12 protein-coding genes are annotated in these 14,187 nt (G+C 69.4%); 7 read left to right on the top strand and 5 right to left on the bottom strand.

Annotated features, from left to right (window positions below; all coding sequences use genetic code 11):
• Positions 1–165 precede the first annotated feature (165 nt).
• The 6 genes from gap to pgi all read left to right on the top strand — a co-directional run bounded on the left by gap (position 166) and on the right by pgi (position 6,036).
• Positions 166–1,173, top strand: a complete 1,008-nt coding sequence (gap, locus tag ACFY04_RS00365) for a type I glyceraldehyde-3-phosphate dehydrogenase (RefSeq protein WP_030009077.1) — start codon at positions 166–168, stop codon at positions 1,171–1,173.
• A gap of 131 nt (positions 1,174–1,304) precedes the next feature.
• Entirely contained in the window at positions 1,305–2,519 is a 1,215-nt protein-coding gene (locus ACFY04_RS00360; RefSeq protein WP_389113453.1) for a phosphoglycerate kinase, read from the top strand.
• A gap of 6 nt (positions 2,520–2,525) precedes the next feature.
• Complete coding sequence (gene tpiA / locus ACFY04_RS00355; protein WP_389113451.1) at positions 2,526–3,302, top strand: triose-phosphate isomerase; 777 nt, start codon at positions 2,526–2,528, stop codon at positions 3,300–3,302.
• 130 nt (positions 3,303–3,432) lie between these two features.
• A complete protein-coding gene (gene secG / locus ACFY04_RS00350) occupies positions 3,433–3,663 on the top strand; it encodes a preprotein translocase subunit SecG (protein ID WP_389113896.1) in 231 nt (76 codons plus the stop codon).
• Between the two features lie 181 nt (positions 3,664–3,844).
• Complete coding sequence (locus tag ACFY04_RS00345; protein ID WP_010352468.1) at positions 3,845–4,180, top strand: RNA polymerase-binding protein RbpA; 336 nt, start codon at positions 3,845–3,847, stop codon at positions 4,178–4,180.
• Between the two features lie 149 nt (positions 4,181–4,329).
• A complete protein-coding gene (gene pgi, locus ACFY04_RS00340) occupies positions 4,330–6,036 on the top strand; it encodes a glucose-6-phosphate isomerase (RefSeq protein ID WP_389113895.1) in 1,707 nt (568 codons plus the stop codon).
• A 63-nt stretch (positions 6,037–6,099) separates the two neighbouring features.
• On the opposite strand, the gene pgl is transcribed toward pgi, so the two are convergent.
• The 5 genes from pgl to tkt all read right to left on the bottom strand — a co-directional run bounded on the left by pgl (position 6,100) and on the right by tkt (position 12,894).
• Positions 6,100–6,882, bottom strand: a complete 783-nt coding sequence (gene pgl, locus ACFY04_RS00335) for a 6-phosphogluconolactonase (RefSeq protein WP_373043064.1) — start codon at positions 6,880–6,882, stop codon at positions 6,100–6,102.
• Positions 6,883–7,035: 153 nt separating this feature from the next.
• Complete coding sequence (gene opcA, locus ACFY04_RS00330; protein WP_389113448.1) at positions 7,036–8,124, bottom strand: glucose-6-phosphate dehydrogenase assembly protein OpcA; 1,089 nt, start codon at positions 8,122–8,124, stop codon at positions 7,036–7,038.
• The gene (gene zwf / locus ACFY04_RS00325; RefSeq protein ID WP_189735925.1) at positions 8,121–9,647 is read right to left on the bottom strand and encodes a glucose-6-phosphate dehydrogenase; all 1,527 of its coding nucleotides are present in this window, start codon (positions 9,645–9,647) and stop codon (positions 8,121–8,123) included. Before zwf ends, opcA begins: the two co-directional genes overlap by 4 nt.
• Positions 9,648–9,652: 5 nt before the next feature.
• Entirely contained in the window at positions 9,653–10,771 is a 1,119-nt protein-coding gene (gene tal, locus ACFY04_RS00320) for a transaldolase (protein WP_389113446.1), read from the bottom strand.
• 35 nt (positions 10,772–10,806) lie between these two features.
• Positions 10,807–12,894: a transketolase gene (tkt, locus tag ACFY04_RS00315; protein WP_389113444.1), complete on the bottom strand. Its 2,088-nt coding sequence runs from the start codon at positions 12,892–12,894 to the stop codon at positions 10,807–10,809.
• 327 nt (positions 12,895–13,221) lie between these two features.
• On the opposite strand from tkt, the gene ACFY04_RS00310 reads away from it, so the two are divergent.
• Complete coding sequence (locus tag ACFY04_RS00310) at positions 13,222–14,169, top strand: heme o synthase (protein ID WP_389113894.1); 948 nt, start codon at positions 13,222–13,224, stop codon at positions 14,167–14,169.
• Positions 14,170–14,187 lie beyond the last annotated feature (18 nt).

Raw genomic sequence — 14,187 nt, 5'->3', positions numbered from 1 at the left:
TCCGGAACGGGACCCCCGCGGGAGTACCCCCGGGAAGTAGGGGGAGTGTCAGGCCCCGACCGATGTCACCCAAAAGCTCACGGAGAGGTAGGGTCGTAAGCGGTCGGGGACATCCCATACAGCTCGCCGGCGCTCTTACCGGCGCACCAACGAGGAGATCGGTTCGTGACGATCCGCGTAGGCATCAACGGTTTTGGCCGAATTGGCCGTAACTATTTCCGGGCGCTCCTGGAGCAGGGAGCGGACATCGAGATCGTCGGTGTCAACGACCTGACTGACAACGCGACCCTGGTGCATCTGCTCAAGTACGACACCATCCTGGGCCGCCTCAAGGCCGAGGTCTCCCACACCGACGACAGCATCACCGTCGGTGGCCAGACCTTCAAGACCTTCGCCGAGCGTGACCCCGCCAACCTCCCCTGGGGCGAGCTGGGCGCCGACATCGTCATCGAGTCGACCGGCATCTTCACGAAGAAGGCCGATGCCGCCAAGCACATCGCCGCGGGCGCGAAGAAGGTCCTCATCTCGGCTCCGGCCAAGGACGAGGACATCACCATCGTGATGGGCGTCAACCACGACAAGTACGACGCGGCCAACCACCACGTCATCTCCAACGCCTCCTGCACCACCAACTGTGTGGCGCCGATGGCCAAGGTCCTCGACGAGAACTTCGGCATCGTCAAGGGCATGATGACGACGGTCCACGCGTACACGAACGACCAGCGCATCCTGGACTTCCCGCACTCGGACCTGCGTCGCGCCCGCGCCGCCGCCGAGAACATCATCCCGACCTCCACCGGTGCCGCCAAGGCCACCGCGCTGGTCCTCCCGCAGCTCAAGGGCAAGCTGGACGGCATCGCCATGCGCGTCCCGGTCCCGACCGGCTCGGTGACCGACCTGGTGCTGGAGCTCTCCCGCGAGACCACGGTGGAAGAGATCAACGCGGCCTTCCAGAAGGCTTCGGAGGGGCAGCTCAAGGGCATCCTCGACTACACCGAGGACGCGATCGTCTCTTCCGACATCGTGAACTGGCCCGCGTCCTGCACCTTCGACTCGTCCCTGACCATGGTTCAGGACGGTACGCAGGTCAAGGTCGTCGGCTGGTACGACAACGAGTGGGGCTACTCCAACCGTCTCGTCGACCTCACCGTCTTCGTCGGCGGTCAGCTCTAAAAACGTAGGGCAAGGCACCACGATGTGAAGCACAGGGTCCGAGCAGCGCGACGAAGCGCCGCACGGGCCCTGTTGCTTGCCTCGTTATCCTTCCTCGCCCTTCGAGTGAAGGCTCAAAGGAGTAGAAATACATGAAGACGATCGATGAACTGCTCGCCGAAGGCGTCAAGGGCAAGCGGGTCTTCGTCCGCGCGGACCTGAACGTCCCGCTGGCCGAGGGCACCATCACCGACGACGGCCGCATCCGCGCCGTCCAGCCCACGATCGCGAAGCTCGCCGAAGCCGGCGCCCGCGTCATCGTGGCCTCGCACCTGGGCCGTCCCAAGGGCGCCGGCGTCGAGCCGGCGTTCTCGCTCGCCCCGGCCGCCGCGCGCCTGGGCGAACTGCTCGGTGCGGACGTGGCGTTCGCCGCCGACACCGTCGGCGCCTCCGCCAAGGAGACCGTCGCGGCCCTGAGCGACGGCCAGGTCGCCGTCATCGAGAACCTGCGCTTCAACGCCGGTGAGACCTCGAAGGACGACGCCGAGCGCGGCGCCTTCGCGGACCAGCTCGCGGAGCTCGCCGACCTCTACGTCGGCGACGGCTTCGGCGCCGTGCACCGTAAGCACGCCTCGGTCTTCGACCTCCCGGCCCGCCTCCCGCACGGGGCCGGCTACCTCATCGCCACCGAGGTCGGCGTCCTGAAGAAGCTGACCGCCGAGGTCGAGCGCCCGTACGTGGTGGTCCTCGGCGGCGCCAAGGTCTCCGACAAGCTCGCCGTCATCGACGAGCTCCTCGGCAAGGCCGACCGCATCCTCATCGGCGGCGGCATGGCCTACACCTTCCTCTACGCCAAGGGCTACGAGGTCGGCATCTCCCTGCTCCAGAAGGATCAGGTGGAGAAGGTCAAGGAGTACATGCAGCGCGCCGAGGACACCGGGGTCGAGCTGGTCCTCCCGGTCGACGTGCTGGTCTCCGCGGAGTTCCCGGACCTCAAGAAGAAGACCCCGACGAACCCCGAGACCGTCGACGCGGACAAGATCCCCGCCGACCAGGAGGGCCTGGACATCGGCCCCAGGACGCGCGAGCTGTACGCGTCGAAGATCGCCGATGCCAAGACCGTCTTCTGGAACGGACCGGTGGGCGTCTTCGAGCACCCCGACTACGCCGGGGGCACCTCGGCCATCGCCCGGGCCCTGCTCGACAGCAGCGCCTTCACCGTCGTCGGCGGTGGCGACAGTGCCGCCGCGGTCCGCATCCTGGGCTTCGACGAGAATGCATTCGGCCACATCTCGACCGGTGGCGGCGCCTCCCTCGAATACCTCGAGGGCAAGACGCTCCCCGGCCTCGCCGCCCTGGAGGGCTGAACCCGTATGACCACGCGCACCCCGCTCATGGCGGGCAACTGGAAGATGAACCTCAACCACCTCGAGGCCATCGCCCACGTCCAGAAGCTCGCCTTCGCCCTCGCCGACAAGGACTACGACGCCGTCGAGGTCGCGGTCCTGCCGCCCTTCGTCGACCTGCGCTCGGTCCAGACCCTGGTCGACGGCGACAAGCTGAAGATCAAGTACGGCGCCCAGGACATCTCCGCGCACGACTCCGGTGCCTACACCGGTGAGATCTCCGGCCCGATGCTGTCGAAGCTGAAGTGCACGTACGTGGCCGTCGGCCACAGCGAGCGCCGCCAGTACCACGGCGAGAGCGACGAGATCTGCAACGCCAAGGTCAAGGCCGCCTACCGGCACGGGGTCACCCCGATCCTGTGCGTCGGAGAGGGCCTGGACATCCGCAAGGCCGGCCAGCAGGTCCCCTACACGCTGAGCCAGCTCGACGGCGGCCTGGAAGGCGTCCCGGCCGACCAGGTCGAGTCCATCGTGATCGCCTACGAGCCCGTCTGGGCCATCGGGACCGGCGAGGTCGCCACCCCCGACGACGCCCAGGAGGTCTGCGGGGCGATCCGCGGCCGCCTCGCCGAGCTGTACTCGCAGGAGCTGGCAGACAAGGTCCGCATCCAGTACGGCGGCTCCGTGAAGTCCGGGAACATCGCGGCGATCATGGCCCAGCCCGACGTCGACGGCGCCCTGATCGGCGGCGCGGCACTGGACGCGGACGAGTTCGTCAAGATCGTCCGCTTCCGCGACCAGTGAGTATGCGGTAGGGCGGATCCGTCGTACCCTTGCGGGGGCCAGAGGCTGATGCATCAGCCCCTGGCCCCCGTGCACATCTCGCAAAGCCGGAAAGCCCGAAAAAGCCAGAAAGTAGGAATCAGCCGTGATTATGGGGTTCTCGATCGCCCTGATCGTCTTCAGCGCCCTGCTGATGCTGCTCGTGCTGATGCACAAGGGCAAGGGCGGCGGCCTCTCCGACATGTTCGGCGGCGGTATGCAGTCGTCGGTCGGCGGTTCCTCCGTCGCGGAGCGCAACCTGGACCGCATCACCGTGGTCGTCGGTCTGCTGTGGTTCGCGTGCATCGTCGCGCTCGGCCTGCTGACGAAGGCCGGCAGCTGACCGTTCTGGCCATTCCGGCAGTCCGGTCGGCACCGCCCGGCCTATCATGAGGGCCGGCGTTCATCGCGTGGAATCAGTAACTCCGCTCACTGGACGTGCGTTGGGCCTTACGTAGACTTGGGCGCTCCGCGGCGGAATTCCACTCACCTTCCGCGGCACCATCACGCAGGGAGTTACGACCGTGGCAAGTGGCAACGCGATCCGTGGTAGCCGGGTCGGAGCGGGGCCGATGGGTGAGGCGGAGCGCGGCGAGTCCGCGCCCCGTCTGCGCATCTCCTTCTGGTGCTCGAACGGGCACGAGACGCAGCCGAGCTTCGCCAGCGACGCGCAGGTGCCGGACACCTGGGACTGCCCGCGCTGCGGGTTCCCGGCCGGCCAGGACCGGGACAACCCGCCCGCGCCGCCGCGCACCGAGCCGTACAAGACGCACCTGGCGTACGTACGGGAACGGCGCTCGGACGCCGACGGCGAGGCGATCCTCGCCGAGGCGCTCGCCAAGCTCCGCGGCGAGATCTGAGACGGCTCGAAGAGTGTGACGTGAGGCCCGGTCCCACAGGAACTTCTCCTGTGGGACCGGGCCTCTTTGTGTGCGTTCTGCCGCTTGTGATCCCTTAAGTTGGAGACGGCGGGGCACGACAGGACGGAAGAAGTGGGTTGATGTCCGAGATGAATGCAAATCAGGCCGCCGCGCGGAGCGCGTCAAGCGAGGGTGCTGGTGGGCGACGGGAGGGACGTACGAGGCTGAACCGGACGCCGGAGTGGCTGGCACTCGGCAAGCACCGGGAGGAGCTCGGGCAGACGCATCTGCGCGAGCTGTTCGAGGAGAATCCCGGCCGCGGCTCCGGCTACACCCTGCAGGTCGGAGACCTGCACATCGACTACTCGAAGCACCTCGTCACCGACGAGACGCTCGCACTGCTCCGCGAGCTGGCCGAGGCCACGGGCGTGGCCGGGCTGCGCGAGGCGATGTTCCGCGGCGAGAAGATCAACACGACCGAGGACCGGGCGGTGCTGCACACCGCCCTGCGCGCACCGGCGGACACGGCCGTCGAGGTGGACGGCGAGAACGTCGTCCCGGGCGTGCACGCCGTCCTCGACAAGATGGCGGACTTCTCCGACCGGATCAGGTCGGGAGCGTGGACCGGCTTCACGGGCAAGCGCATCAAGAACGTCGTCAACATCGGCATCGGCGGCTCCGACCTCGGCCCGGCCATGGCGTACGAGGCCCTGCGCGCCTTCACCGACCGCGACCTGACGGTGCGTTTCGTCTCCAACGTCGACGGCGCGGACCTGCACGAGGCCGTACGGGACCTGGACCCGGCCGAGACGCTGTTCGTCATCGCCTCCAAGACCTTCACCACCATCGAGACCATCACCAACGCCACCTCGGCGCGCGGCTGGCTGCTCGCCGGACTGGGCGGGGACCAGGCCGCCGTGGCCCGGCACTTCGTGGCGCTGTCGACCAACGCCGAGAAGGTCACCGACTTCGGCATCGATCCGGCCAATATGTTCGAGTTCTGGGACTGGGTCGGCGGACGCTACTCCTTCGACTCCGCCATCGGCCTCTCGCTGATGACCGCGATCGGCCCGGCTGCCTTCCGGGAGATGCTCGGCGGCTTCCACGCCATGGACGAGCACTTCCGCACGGCGCCCGCGCACGAGAACGCCCCGCTGCTGTTGGGCCTGTTGGGGATCTGGTACAGCGCCTTCTTCGACGCCCAGTCGCACGCGGTGCTCCCGTACAGCCACTACCTCTCGCGCTTCACGGCGTACTTGCAGCAGCTCGACATGGAGTCCAACGGCAAGTCCGTGGACCGCGACGGCAATCCGGTGGAGTGGCAGACGGGCCCGGTGGTCTGGGGCACGCCCGGCACCAACGGGCAGCACGCCTACTACCAGCTGATCCACCAGGGCACCCGGATGATCCCCGCGGACTTCATCGGCTTCGCCCGTCCGGTGGCGGAGCTGGAGGCGGCCCCGGCGGCCCAGCACGACCTGCTGATGGCGAACTTCTTCGCGCAGACCCAGGCGCTGGCCTTCGGCAAGACGGCGGACGAGGTGCGTGCCGAGGGCGCCCCCGAGTCGCTGGTCCCGCACAAGACCTTCCACGGGAACCACCCGACGACCACCATCCTGGCGGGAGAGCTCTCCCCGGCGGTGCTGGGCCAGCTGATCGCGCTCTACGAGCACAAGGTGTTCGTCCAGGGCGCGGTGTGGAACATCGACTCCTTCGACCAGTGGGGCGTCGAACTCGGCAAGGTGCTCGCCAAGCGGGTCGAGCCCGCGCTGAGCGAGGGCGCCGACGTGCCGGGGCTGGACGCCTCCACCAAGGCGCTGGTGGCCACGTACCGGAAGCTGCGCGGCCGTAGCTGACCCAGGTGCGAGAAGGGCCCGCCTCCCGGTACCGGGAGGCGGGCCCTTCTGCGTCGGCCGTGGTCAGGAAGAGGCCGGGGGGTACATGCCGGCCGGGAGCTTGGCCGCCGCCGCGCGGTCCAGGAGCCACAGGGTGCGGGAGCGGCCGTACGCCGCGGCGGCCGGGGCCTGGACCTCGCCCGCGCCGCCGAGGGCCAGGGAGACCGCCCCGGCCTTGTCCTCGCCCGCGGCCAGCAGCCAGACCTCACGGGCCGCCCGGATCGCCGGGAGGGTGAGCGAGATCCGGGTGGGCGGGGGCTTCGGGGCGCCGTGCACGCCGACCACCGTGCGCTCGGTCTCGCGGGCCGCCGGGTGCTCCGGGAACAGCGAGGCCACGTGCGTGTCCGGGCCCACGCCCAGCATCAGCACGTCGAACCGGGGGACCGGACCGTGGTCCTCCGGACCGGCCGCCTTCGCCAGCTCGGCCGCGTAGGAGGCCGCCGCGGCGTCCACGTCGCCCCCGTACGGGCCGTCCGAGGCGGGCATCACGTGCACGCGGGCGGGGTCCACCGGGACAGCGTCCAGGAGGGCCTCGCGGGCCTGGGTGTGATTGCGCTCGGGGTCGTCGGCGGGGACGTACCGCTCGTCGCCCCACCACAGGTCCAGCCGGGACCAGTCGATCGCGTCCCGCGCCGGGGCGGCGGCCAGTGCCGCGAGCAGGCCGTTGCCGTTGCGTCCGCCGGTGAGGACGACGGACGCGGTGCCGCGGGCCGTCTGCGCGTCCACGATCTTCGTGATGAGCCGGGCCGCGGTGGCCTGGGCCATCAGTTCCTTGTCCCGGTGGACGACGACCTGGGGAGTCGTCATACCCATGTGCTGCCGCCTTGTCGGTAGATCGGGGGTGCGGGTGCCGCTGCGCGGGCCCGGTCCTCAAACGCCGGACGGGCTGAAAGATCAGCCTCGCCGGCGTTTGAGGCGCGGGGTCCGGGGCGGAGCCCCAGCAGCGGACCCGCGGTGGTGTTACTTGGCCGCGGCCTTCTTCGTCGGCTTGGCGGCCGGCTTCGGGGCCTCGGCCTTGGCCGGAGCAGCGGCCTCGGCCTTGGCGGGAGCAGCGGCCTCGGCCTTGGCGGGAGCAGCGGCCTCGGCCTTGGCGGGAGCCTCCGGCTCCGCCGGCTCCGACGCCGACGCCTCCAGCCTCGCCACGCCGAACTTCAGCGAGGCCTCGTACGTGTTGTCCGGATCCAGCCTGCGCAGCTCCTCCGCAAGGAGCTCGGCCGTGTCGCGGCGCTTGAGCGCCACCGCACGGTCGGGCTGCCCCGGCATGCACAGCGTGGCCAGCGCGCCGTCCGCCCGGTCCAGGACGATGTCGCCGTCCTTGGTGGACAGACGTACGGCCGTCAGGCCCGGGCCCGACGACAGCGTGCGCCTGACGGGGACCTGGAGCCGGTCCGCCAGCCACATGGCCAGCAGTTCACAGCTCGGGTTCTCGTCCTCGCCCTCGACGGTCGCCGAGACGACCGACAGGGCCTGCTGGTCCAGCGCGGCCGCCAGCATGGAGCGCCACGGGGTGATCCGGGTCCACGACAGATCCGTGTCCCCGGGGGCGTACGCACCCGCACGGCCGCTCAGCGCCCTGAGCGGGTCCTCGCAGGAGTACGTGTCCGTGATCCGGCGCTGTCCCAGCGCACCCAGCGGATCGCCCGCCAGGTCCGCGGGGGCACCGTCCGGCCACCAGACGACCACGGGGGCGTCCGGCAGGAGCAGCGGGAGAACCACCGACTGGGCGTGGTCGACCAGTTCGCCGTGAAGGCGGAGCACAACCGTTTCACCGCTGCCGGAGTCCGCCCCGACGCGGACTTCCGCGTCGAGCCGGGCGTCGCGGCGGCTGCGTGGCGAGCGGCTGGCCCGCTTGATGACGACGACGATCCGCGAGGGGTGTTCGTGGGACGCGTCGTTCGCCGACTTGAGCGCGTCGTACGCGTTCTCCTCGTCGGTCACGATCACCAGCGTGAGGACCATGCCGATGGCCGGCGTGCCGATGTCCCGGCGTGCCTGCACCATCGCGGCATTGATCTTGCTGGAGTTGGTCTCCGTGAGGTCGATCTTCATGGCCGGCGCCAGCTCCGTCCGTCTCGTGCGAGCATCTCGTCCGCCTCGACCGGCCCCCAGGTGCCCGACGGGTACTGCGCGGGCTTGCCGTGCTTGTCCCAGTACTCCTCGATCGGGTCGAGGATGTTCCAGGACAGTTCGACTTCCTGGTGACGCGGGAAGAGGTTCGCGTCGCCGAGGAGCACGTCGAGGATGAGCCGCTCGTACGCCTCGGGGCTGGACTCCGTGAAGGACTCGCCGTAGGCGAAGTCCATCGTGACGTCCCGGACCTCCATGGAGGTGCCCGGGACCTTGGAGCCGAAGCGGACCGTCACGCCCTCGTCCGGCTGGACCCGGATGACCAGGGCGTTCTGCCCCAGTTCCTCGGTCGCGCCCGACTCGAACGGCAGGTACGGGGCCCGCTTGAAGACGACCGCGATCTCGGTCACCCGGCGGCCCAGGCGCTTGCCCGTCCGCAGGTAGAACGGGACGCCCGCCCAGCGGCGGTTGTTGATCTCCAGGCGGATGGCCGCGTAGGTGTCGGTCTTCGACTTGGGGTCGATGCCGTCCTCTTCGAGGTACCCGACGACCTTCTCGCCGCCCTGCCAGGCGGCCGCGTACTGGCCGCGCACGGTGTGCTTGCCCAGGTCCTCCGGCAGCTGCACCGCCGTGAGAACCTTGAGCTTCTCGGCCACCAGCGCCTTGGGGTGGAAGGAGCCGGGCTCCTCCATCGCGGTCAGCGCGAGCAGCTGGAGCAGGTGGTTCTGGATGACGTCACGGGCGGCGCCGATACCGTCGTAGTACCCGGCCCGGCCGCCGATGCCGATGTCCTCGGCCATGGTGATCTGCACGTGGTCGACGTACGACCGGTTCCAGATCGGCTCGAACATCGTGTTGGCGAAGCGGAGCGCCAGGATGTTCTGGACGGTCTCCTTGCCGAGGTAGTGGTCGATCCGGAAGACCTCGTCGCGCGGGAAGACCTCGTGGACGACCTTGTTGAGTTCCTCGGCGCTCTTCAGGTCGTGTCCGAAGGGCTTCTCGATGACGGCACGCCGCCAGGAACCCTCCTTCTGCGCCAGCCCGTGGTCCTTGAGCTGCTGGACCACCTTGGGGAAGAACTTCGGCGGGACGGACAGGTAGAAGGCGAAGTTGCCGCCCGTGCCCTGTGCCTTGTCCAGCTCCTCTATGGTCGCCTTCAGCGTCTCGAAGGCGGCGTCGTCGTCGAAGTCGCCCGAGACGAAACGGCAGCCCTGCACGAGCTGCTGCCACACTTCCTCGCGGAAGGGCGTCCGGGAGTGCTCCTTGACCGCGTCGTGGACCTCCTGCGCGAAGTCCTCGTCCTGCCACTCGCGGCGGGCGAACCCGATCAGCGAGAAGCCCGGCGGAAGCAGGCCTCTGTTGGCCAGGTCGTAGACGGCAGGCATCAGCTTCTTGCGCGACAGGTCACCCGTAACGCCGAAAATGACCAGGCCGGACGGCCCCGCGATGCGCGGGAGCCGCCGGTCCTGTGCGTCACGAAGCGGGTTCGCTCCGTTTACAGACAAGGTGTTCAGGCCTCCGTGGGGGCGAGGCGCTCAAGCTCCGCCTCGGTCGACTTCAGCAGGTCGTTCCAGGACGCCGCGAACTTCTCGACGCCCTCGTCCTCGAGCAGCTGCACCACATCGTCGTACGAGATGCCAAGCTTCGCGACCGCGTCGAGCTCGGCGCGCGCCTGCTCGTAGGTGCCGCGCACGGTGTCGCCCGTGATCTGCCCGTGGTCGGCGGTGGCCTCCAGGGTGGCCTCCGGCATGGTGTTCACCGTGTTCGGGGCGACCAGGTCGTCCACGTACAGGGTGTCCTTGTACGCCGGGTCCTTGACGCCCGTCGAGGCCCACAGCGCACGCTGCTTGTTGGCGCCGACCCGCTCCAGGGCGATCCAGCGCTCCGAGGCGAAGACCTCCTCGTACGCCTCGTAGGCCAGACGGGCGTTGGCGAGAGCCGCCTTGCCCTTGAGGGCCTTCGCCTCGTCGGTGCCGACCGCGTCCAGGCGCTTGTCGATCTCCGAGTCCACGCGGGACACGAAGAAGGAGGCGACCGAGTGGATCAGGGAGAGGTCCAGGCCCGCGGCCTTGGCCTTCTCCAGACCCGCCAGGTACGCGTCCATGACCTCGCGGTAGCGCTCCAGCGAGAAGATCAGCGTGACGTTGACGCTGATGCCCTTGCCGATGACCTCGGTGATCGCCGGCAGGCCGGCCTTGGTCGCCGGGATCTTGATGAGCGTGTTCGGGCGGTCCACCAGCCAGGCGAGCTGCTTGGCCTCGGCGATGGTCGCCGGGGTGTTGTGCGCCAGGCGCGGGTCGACCTCGATCGACACGCGGCCGTCCTGGCCGTCGGTGCGGTCGTAGACCGGGCGCAGGATGTCGGCGGCGTCCCTGACGTCCGCCGTCGTGATCATGCGCAGGGCCTCTTCCACGGTGACCTTGCGGGTCGCGAGGTCGGTGAGCTGCCGCTCGTAGCCCTCGCCGCCGCTGATGGCCTTCTGGAAGATCGCCGGGTTGGTGGTGACACCGACCACGTGCGACTGGTCGATGAGCTCGGCCAGGTTGCCGGACGTGATGCGCTTGCGGGACAGGTCGTCCAGCCAGATCGCGACGCCTTCGTCGGAGAGGCGCTTGAGTGCGTCTGTCATGGGATTACATCTCCTACTTGGGTTGCGTACCGGCGTCAGCGCGCGGCGGCGGCGAGGGATTCGTGGGCGGCGGCCGCCACGTTCTCGGCCGTGAAGCCGAACTCGCGGAAGAGCACCTTCGCGTCGGCCGAGGCACCGAAGTGCTCCAGCGAGACGATCCGGCCGGCGTCACCGACGTAGCGGTGCCAGGTCAGGCCGATGCCCGCCTCGACCGCGACGCGGGCCTTCACCGACGGCGGCAGGACGCTGTCCTTGTACTCCTGGTCCTGCTCCTCGAACCACTCGACGGACGGCATCGAGACGACCCGCGTGGGGACGCCCTGGGCCTGGAGCTGCTCGCGGGCCTCGACGGCCAGGTGCACCTCGGAGCCGGTACCGATGAGGAGGACCTGCGCCGGGCCGCCCTCGGCCTCGAACAGGACGTACCCGCCCTTGGCGGCGGCCTCGTTGCGCTCGTAGGTCGGCACACCCTGGCGGGTCAGCGCGAGGCCGTGCGGGGCACCCTTGCCGAAGACCTTGGTGTGGCGGCGCAGGATCTCGCGCCAGGCGATGGCCGTCTCGTTGGCGTCGGCCGGGCGGACGATGTTCAGGCCCGGGATGGCGCGCAGCGAGGCGAGGTGCTCGACCGGCTGGTGGGTCGGGCCGTCCTCGCCCAGACCGATGGAGTCGTGCGTCCACACGTACGTCACCGGCAGGTGCATCAGCGCGGACAGGCGGACGGCGTTGCGCATGTAGTCGGAGAACACCAGGAAGGTGCCGCCGTAGATGCGGGTGTGGCCGTGCAGCGCGATGCCGTTCATGGACGCGGCCATGGCGTGCTCGCGGATGCCGAAGTGGATGGTGCGGCCGTACGGGTCGGCCTCCGGCAGCGGGTTCCCCACCGGCAGGAACGAGGAGTCCTTGTCGATGGTGGTGTTGTTGGAGCCGGCCAGGTCGGCCGAGCCGCCCCACAGCTCCGGGATGACCGCGCCGAGCGCGCCGAGCACCTTGCCGGAGGCGGCGCGGGTGGCGACGCCCTTGCCGGCCTCGAAGACGGGGAGCTTGTCCTCCCAGCCCGCGGGCAGCTCGTTGGCGTTGATGCGGTCGAACTCGGCGGCGCGCTCCGGGTTGGCGGTGCGCCAGGCGGAGAACTCCTTCTCCCACTCGGCCTTGGCCTCGCGGCCGCGGTCGAGGGCCTTGCGGGTGTGGGCGATGACCTCGTCGGAGACCTCGAAGGTCTGCTCCGGGTCGAAGCCGAGGACGCGCTTGGTGGCCGCGACCTCGTCGTCGCCGAGCGCCGAGCCGTGGGCGGCCTCGGTGTTCTGGGCGTGCGGGGCGGGCCAGGCGATGATCGAGCGGGCCGCGATGAAGGACGGGCGGCCGGTCTCGGCCTTGGCGGCCTGGAGGGCGGCGAACAGCGCCTTCGGGTCGAGGTCGCCGTTCTCCTGCTGCTCGACGCGCTGGACGTGCCAGCCGTACGCCTCGTAGCGCTTCAGGGTGTCCTCGGAGACGGCCGTCTCCGTGTCACCCTCGATGGAGATGTGGTTGTCGTCCCACAGCAGGACGAGGTTGCCGAGCTTCTGGTGGCCGGCCAGCGCGGACGCCTCGTGGGAGATGCCCTCCTGGAGGCAGCCGTCGCCCGCGACCGCGTAGATCATGTGGTCGAACGGGGAGGCGCCCTGGGCGGCCTCCGGGTCGAACAGACCGCGCTCGTAGCGGGCGGCCATGGCCATGCCCACCGCGTTGGCGATGCCCTGGCCGAGCGGGCCGGTGGTGGTCTCCACGCCGGCCGTGTGGCCGTACTCCGGGTGGCCGGGGGTCTTCGAGCCCCAGGTGCGGAACGCCTTCAGGTCGTCCAGCTCGAGCCCGAACCCACCGAGGTAGAGCTGGGTGTAGAGCGTCAGGGAGGAGTGCCCCGCGGAGAGCACGAAGCGGTCGCGGCCAACCCACTCGGGGTCCGCCGGGTCGTGCCGCATCACCTTCTGGAAGAGGGTGTACGCGGCGGGGGCCAGGCTCATCGCCGTACCGGGGTGGCCGTTTCCGACCTTCTGGACCGCGTCAGCGGCCAGGATGCGGGCGGTGTCGACGGCCCGCTGGTCCAGTTCGGTCCACTCGAGCTCTGTGGTGGTCGGCTTGGTGCTCACCGTGGGTCAGGGCTCCTCTCCACATGTATGAATCCCGGTGACGAACGGTGCACCGGCGCGATTCCGAGCCTACCCCCGCAACGGCGTGCAGCTATTCGGGTGCAGGCAGTCCGTCACCGCGCCGCCGGCCCGCGTTCACCCGCGCACGGGTGTCCGGCGAGGCCCGTCCCCCGTATGTATGCACGGTCCGATCGGCCCAACACGAGGCGACCCCGGCGCAGGGCGACGTAAGCGCAACGTCTACAGTGGCGTGGTACGCGCAAGCCTTAACCGGGCCTTCATGTTGTGAATGGTCCGAGTCGGAGCTTGCTGGATTCTCTCTCAGGGGTGTGCGTGACGGCCGTCGAATCCCGTCCAGCGGGGGTGCTCGGGACGAGCCCCGGTCACCGGCCGCTCGGGACCCGCGTCATGGCTTTCGTGGCATTGACCAAGCCGCGGATCATCGAACTTCTGCTGATCACCACAGTGCCGGTGATGTTCCTTGCGGAGCAGGGCGTTCCGTCGCTGCGGCTGGTCCTCGTGACCTGCCTCGGCGGCTACTTGTCCGCGGGCGGCGCCAACGCGCTGAACATGTACATCGACCGCGACATCGACGCGCTGATGGACCGGACCTCGCAGCGCCCGCTGGTGACCGGCATGGTCAGCCCGCGGGAGTGCCTGGCCTTCGGCCTCACCCTCGCGGTCGTCTCCACCCTCTTCTTCGGCTTCCTCGTCAACTGGCTGTCGGCGGCGCTGTCGCTCGGAGCGCTCCTCTTCTATGTCGTCGTCTACACGATGCTGCTGAAGCGGCGCACCGCCCAGAACATCGTGTGGGGCGGCATCGCGGGCTGTATGCCGGTGCTCATCGGCTGGTCGGCCGTCACGAACGAGGTTTCCTGGGCCGCGGTCATCCTCTTCCTCGTCATCTTCTTCTGGACGCCGCCGCACTACTGGCCGCTGTCGATGAAGGTCAAGGACGACTACGCGCGGGCCGGCGTGCCGATGCTCCCGGTGGTCGCGGGCAACCGGGCCGTGGCGCGCCAGATCGTCCTCTACAGCTGGGTGATGGTGGCGGTCTCGCTGCTGCTGACCCCGCTGGGCTACACCGGCTGGTTCTACACCGCGGTCGCGCTGGTCTCGGGCGGCTGGTGGCTGTGGGAGGCGCACGCGCTCCACGCACGGGCCAAGGCGGGCATCACGGGCGCGAAGCTCAAGGAGATGCGTCTGTTCCACTGGTCCATCACCTACGTGTCGCTGCTGTTCGTGGCGGTGGCCGTGGATCCCTTCCTCCGTTGATTACTCACCGGTAGCATG

Origin of the sequence: Streptomyces sp. NPDC001549 (genome assembly GCF_042894025.1) — a bacterium.
GTDB lineage: Bacteria > Actinomycetota > Actinomycetes > Streptomycetales > Streptomycetaceae > Streptomyces > Streptomyces kutzneri.
This window is presented reverse-complemented; position numbering and strand designations above follow the sequence as displayed.

Coding starts and splice junctions, on each gene's coding strand:
- pgl (WP_373043064.1), bottom strand. CDS start 6,882: ATGACGACTCCCCAGGTCGTCGTCCACCGGGACAAGGAACTGATGGCC.
- secG (WP_389113896.1), top strand. CDS start 3,433: ATGGGGTTCTCGATCGCCCTGATCGTCTTCAGCGCCCTGCTGATGCTG.
- opcA (WP_389113448.1), bottom strand. CDS start 8,124: ATGAAGATCGACCTCACGGAGACCAACTCCAGCAAGATCAATGCCGCG.
- pgi (WP_389113895.1), top strand. CDS start 4,330: ATGAATGCAAATCAGGCCGCCGCGCGGAGCGCGTCAAGCGAGGGTGCT.
- tpiA (WP_389113451.1), top strand. CDS start 2,526: ATGACCACGCGCACCCCGCTCATGGCGGGCAACTGGAAGATGAACCTC.
- tal (WP_389113446.1), bottom strand. CDS start 10,771: ATGACAGACGCACTCAAGCGCCTCTCCGACGAAGGCGTCGCGATCTGG.
- ACFY04_RS00360 (WP_389113453.1), top strand. CDS start 1,305: ATGAAGACGATCGATGAACTGCTCGCCGAAGGCGTCAAGGGCAAGCGG.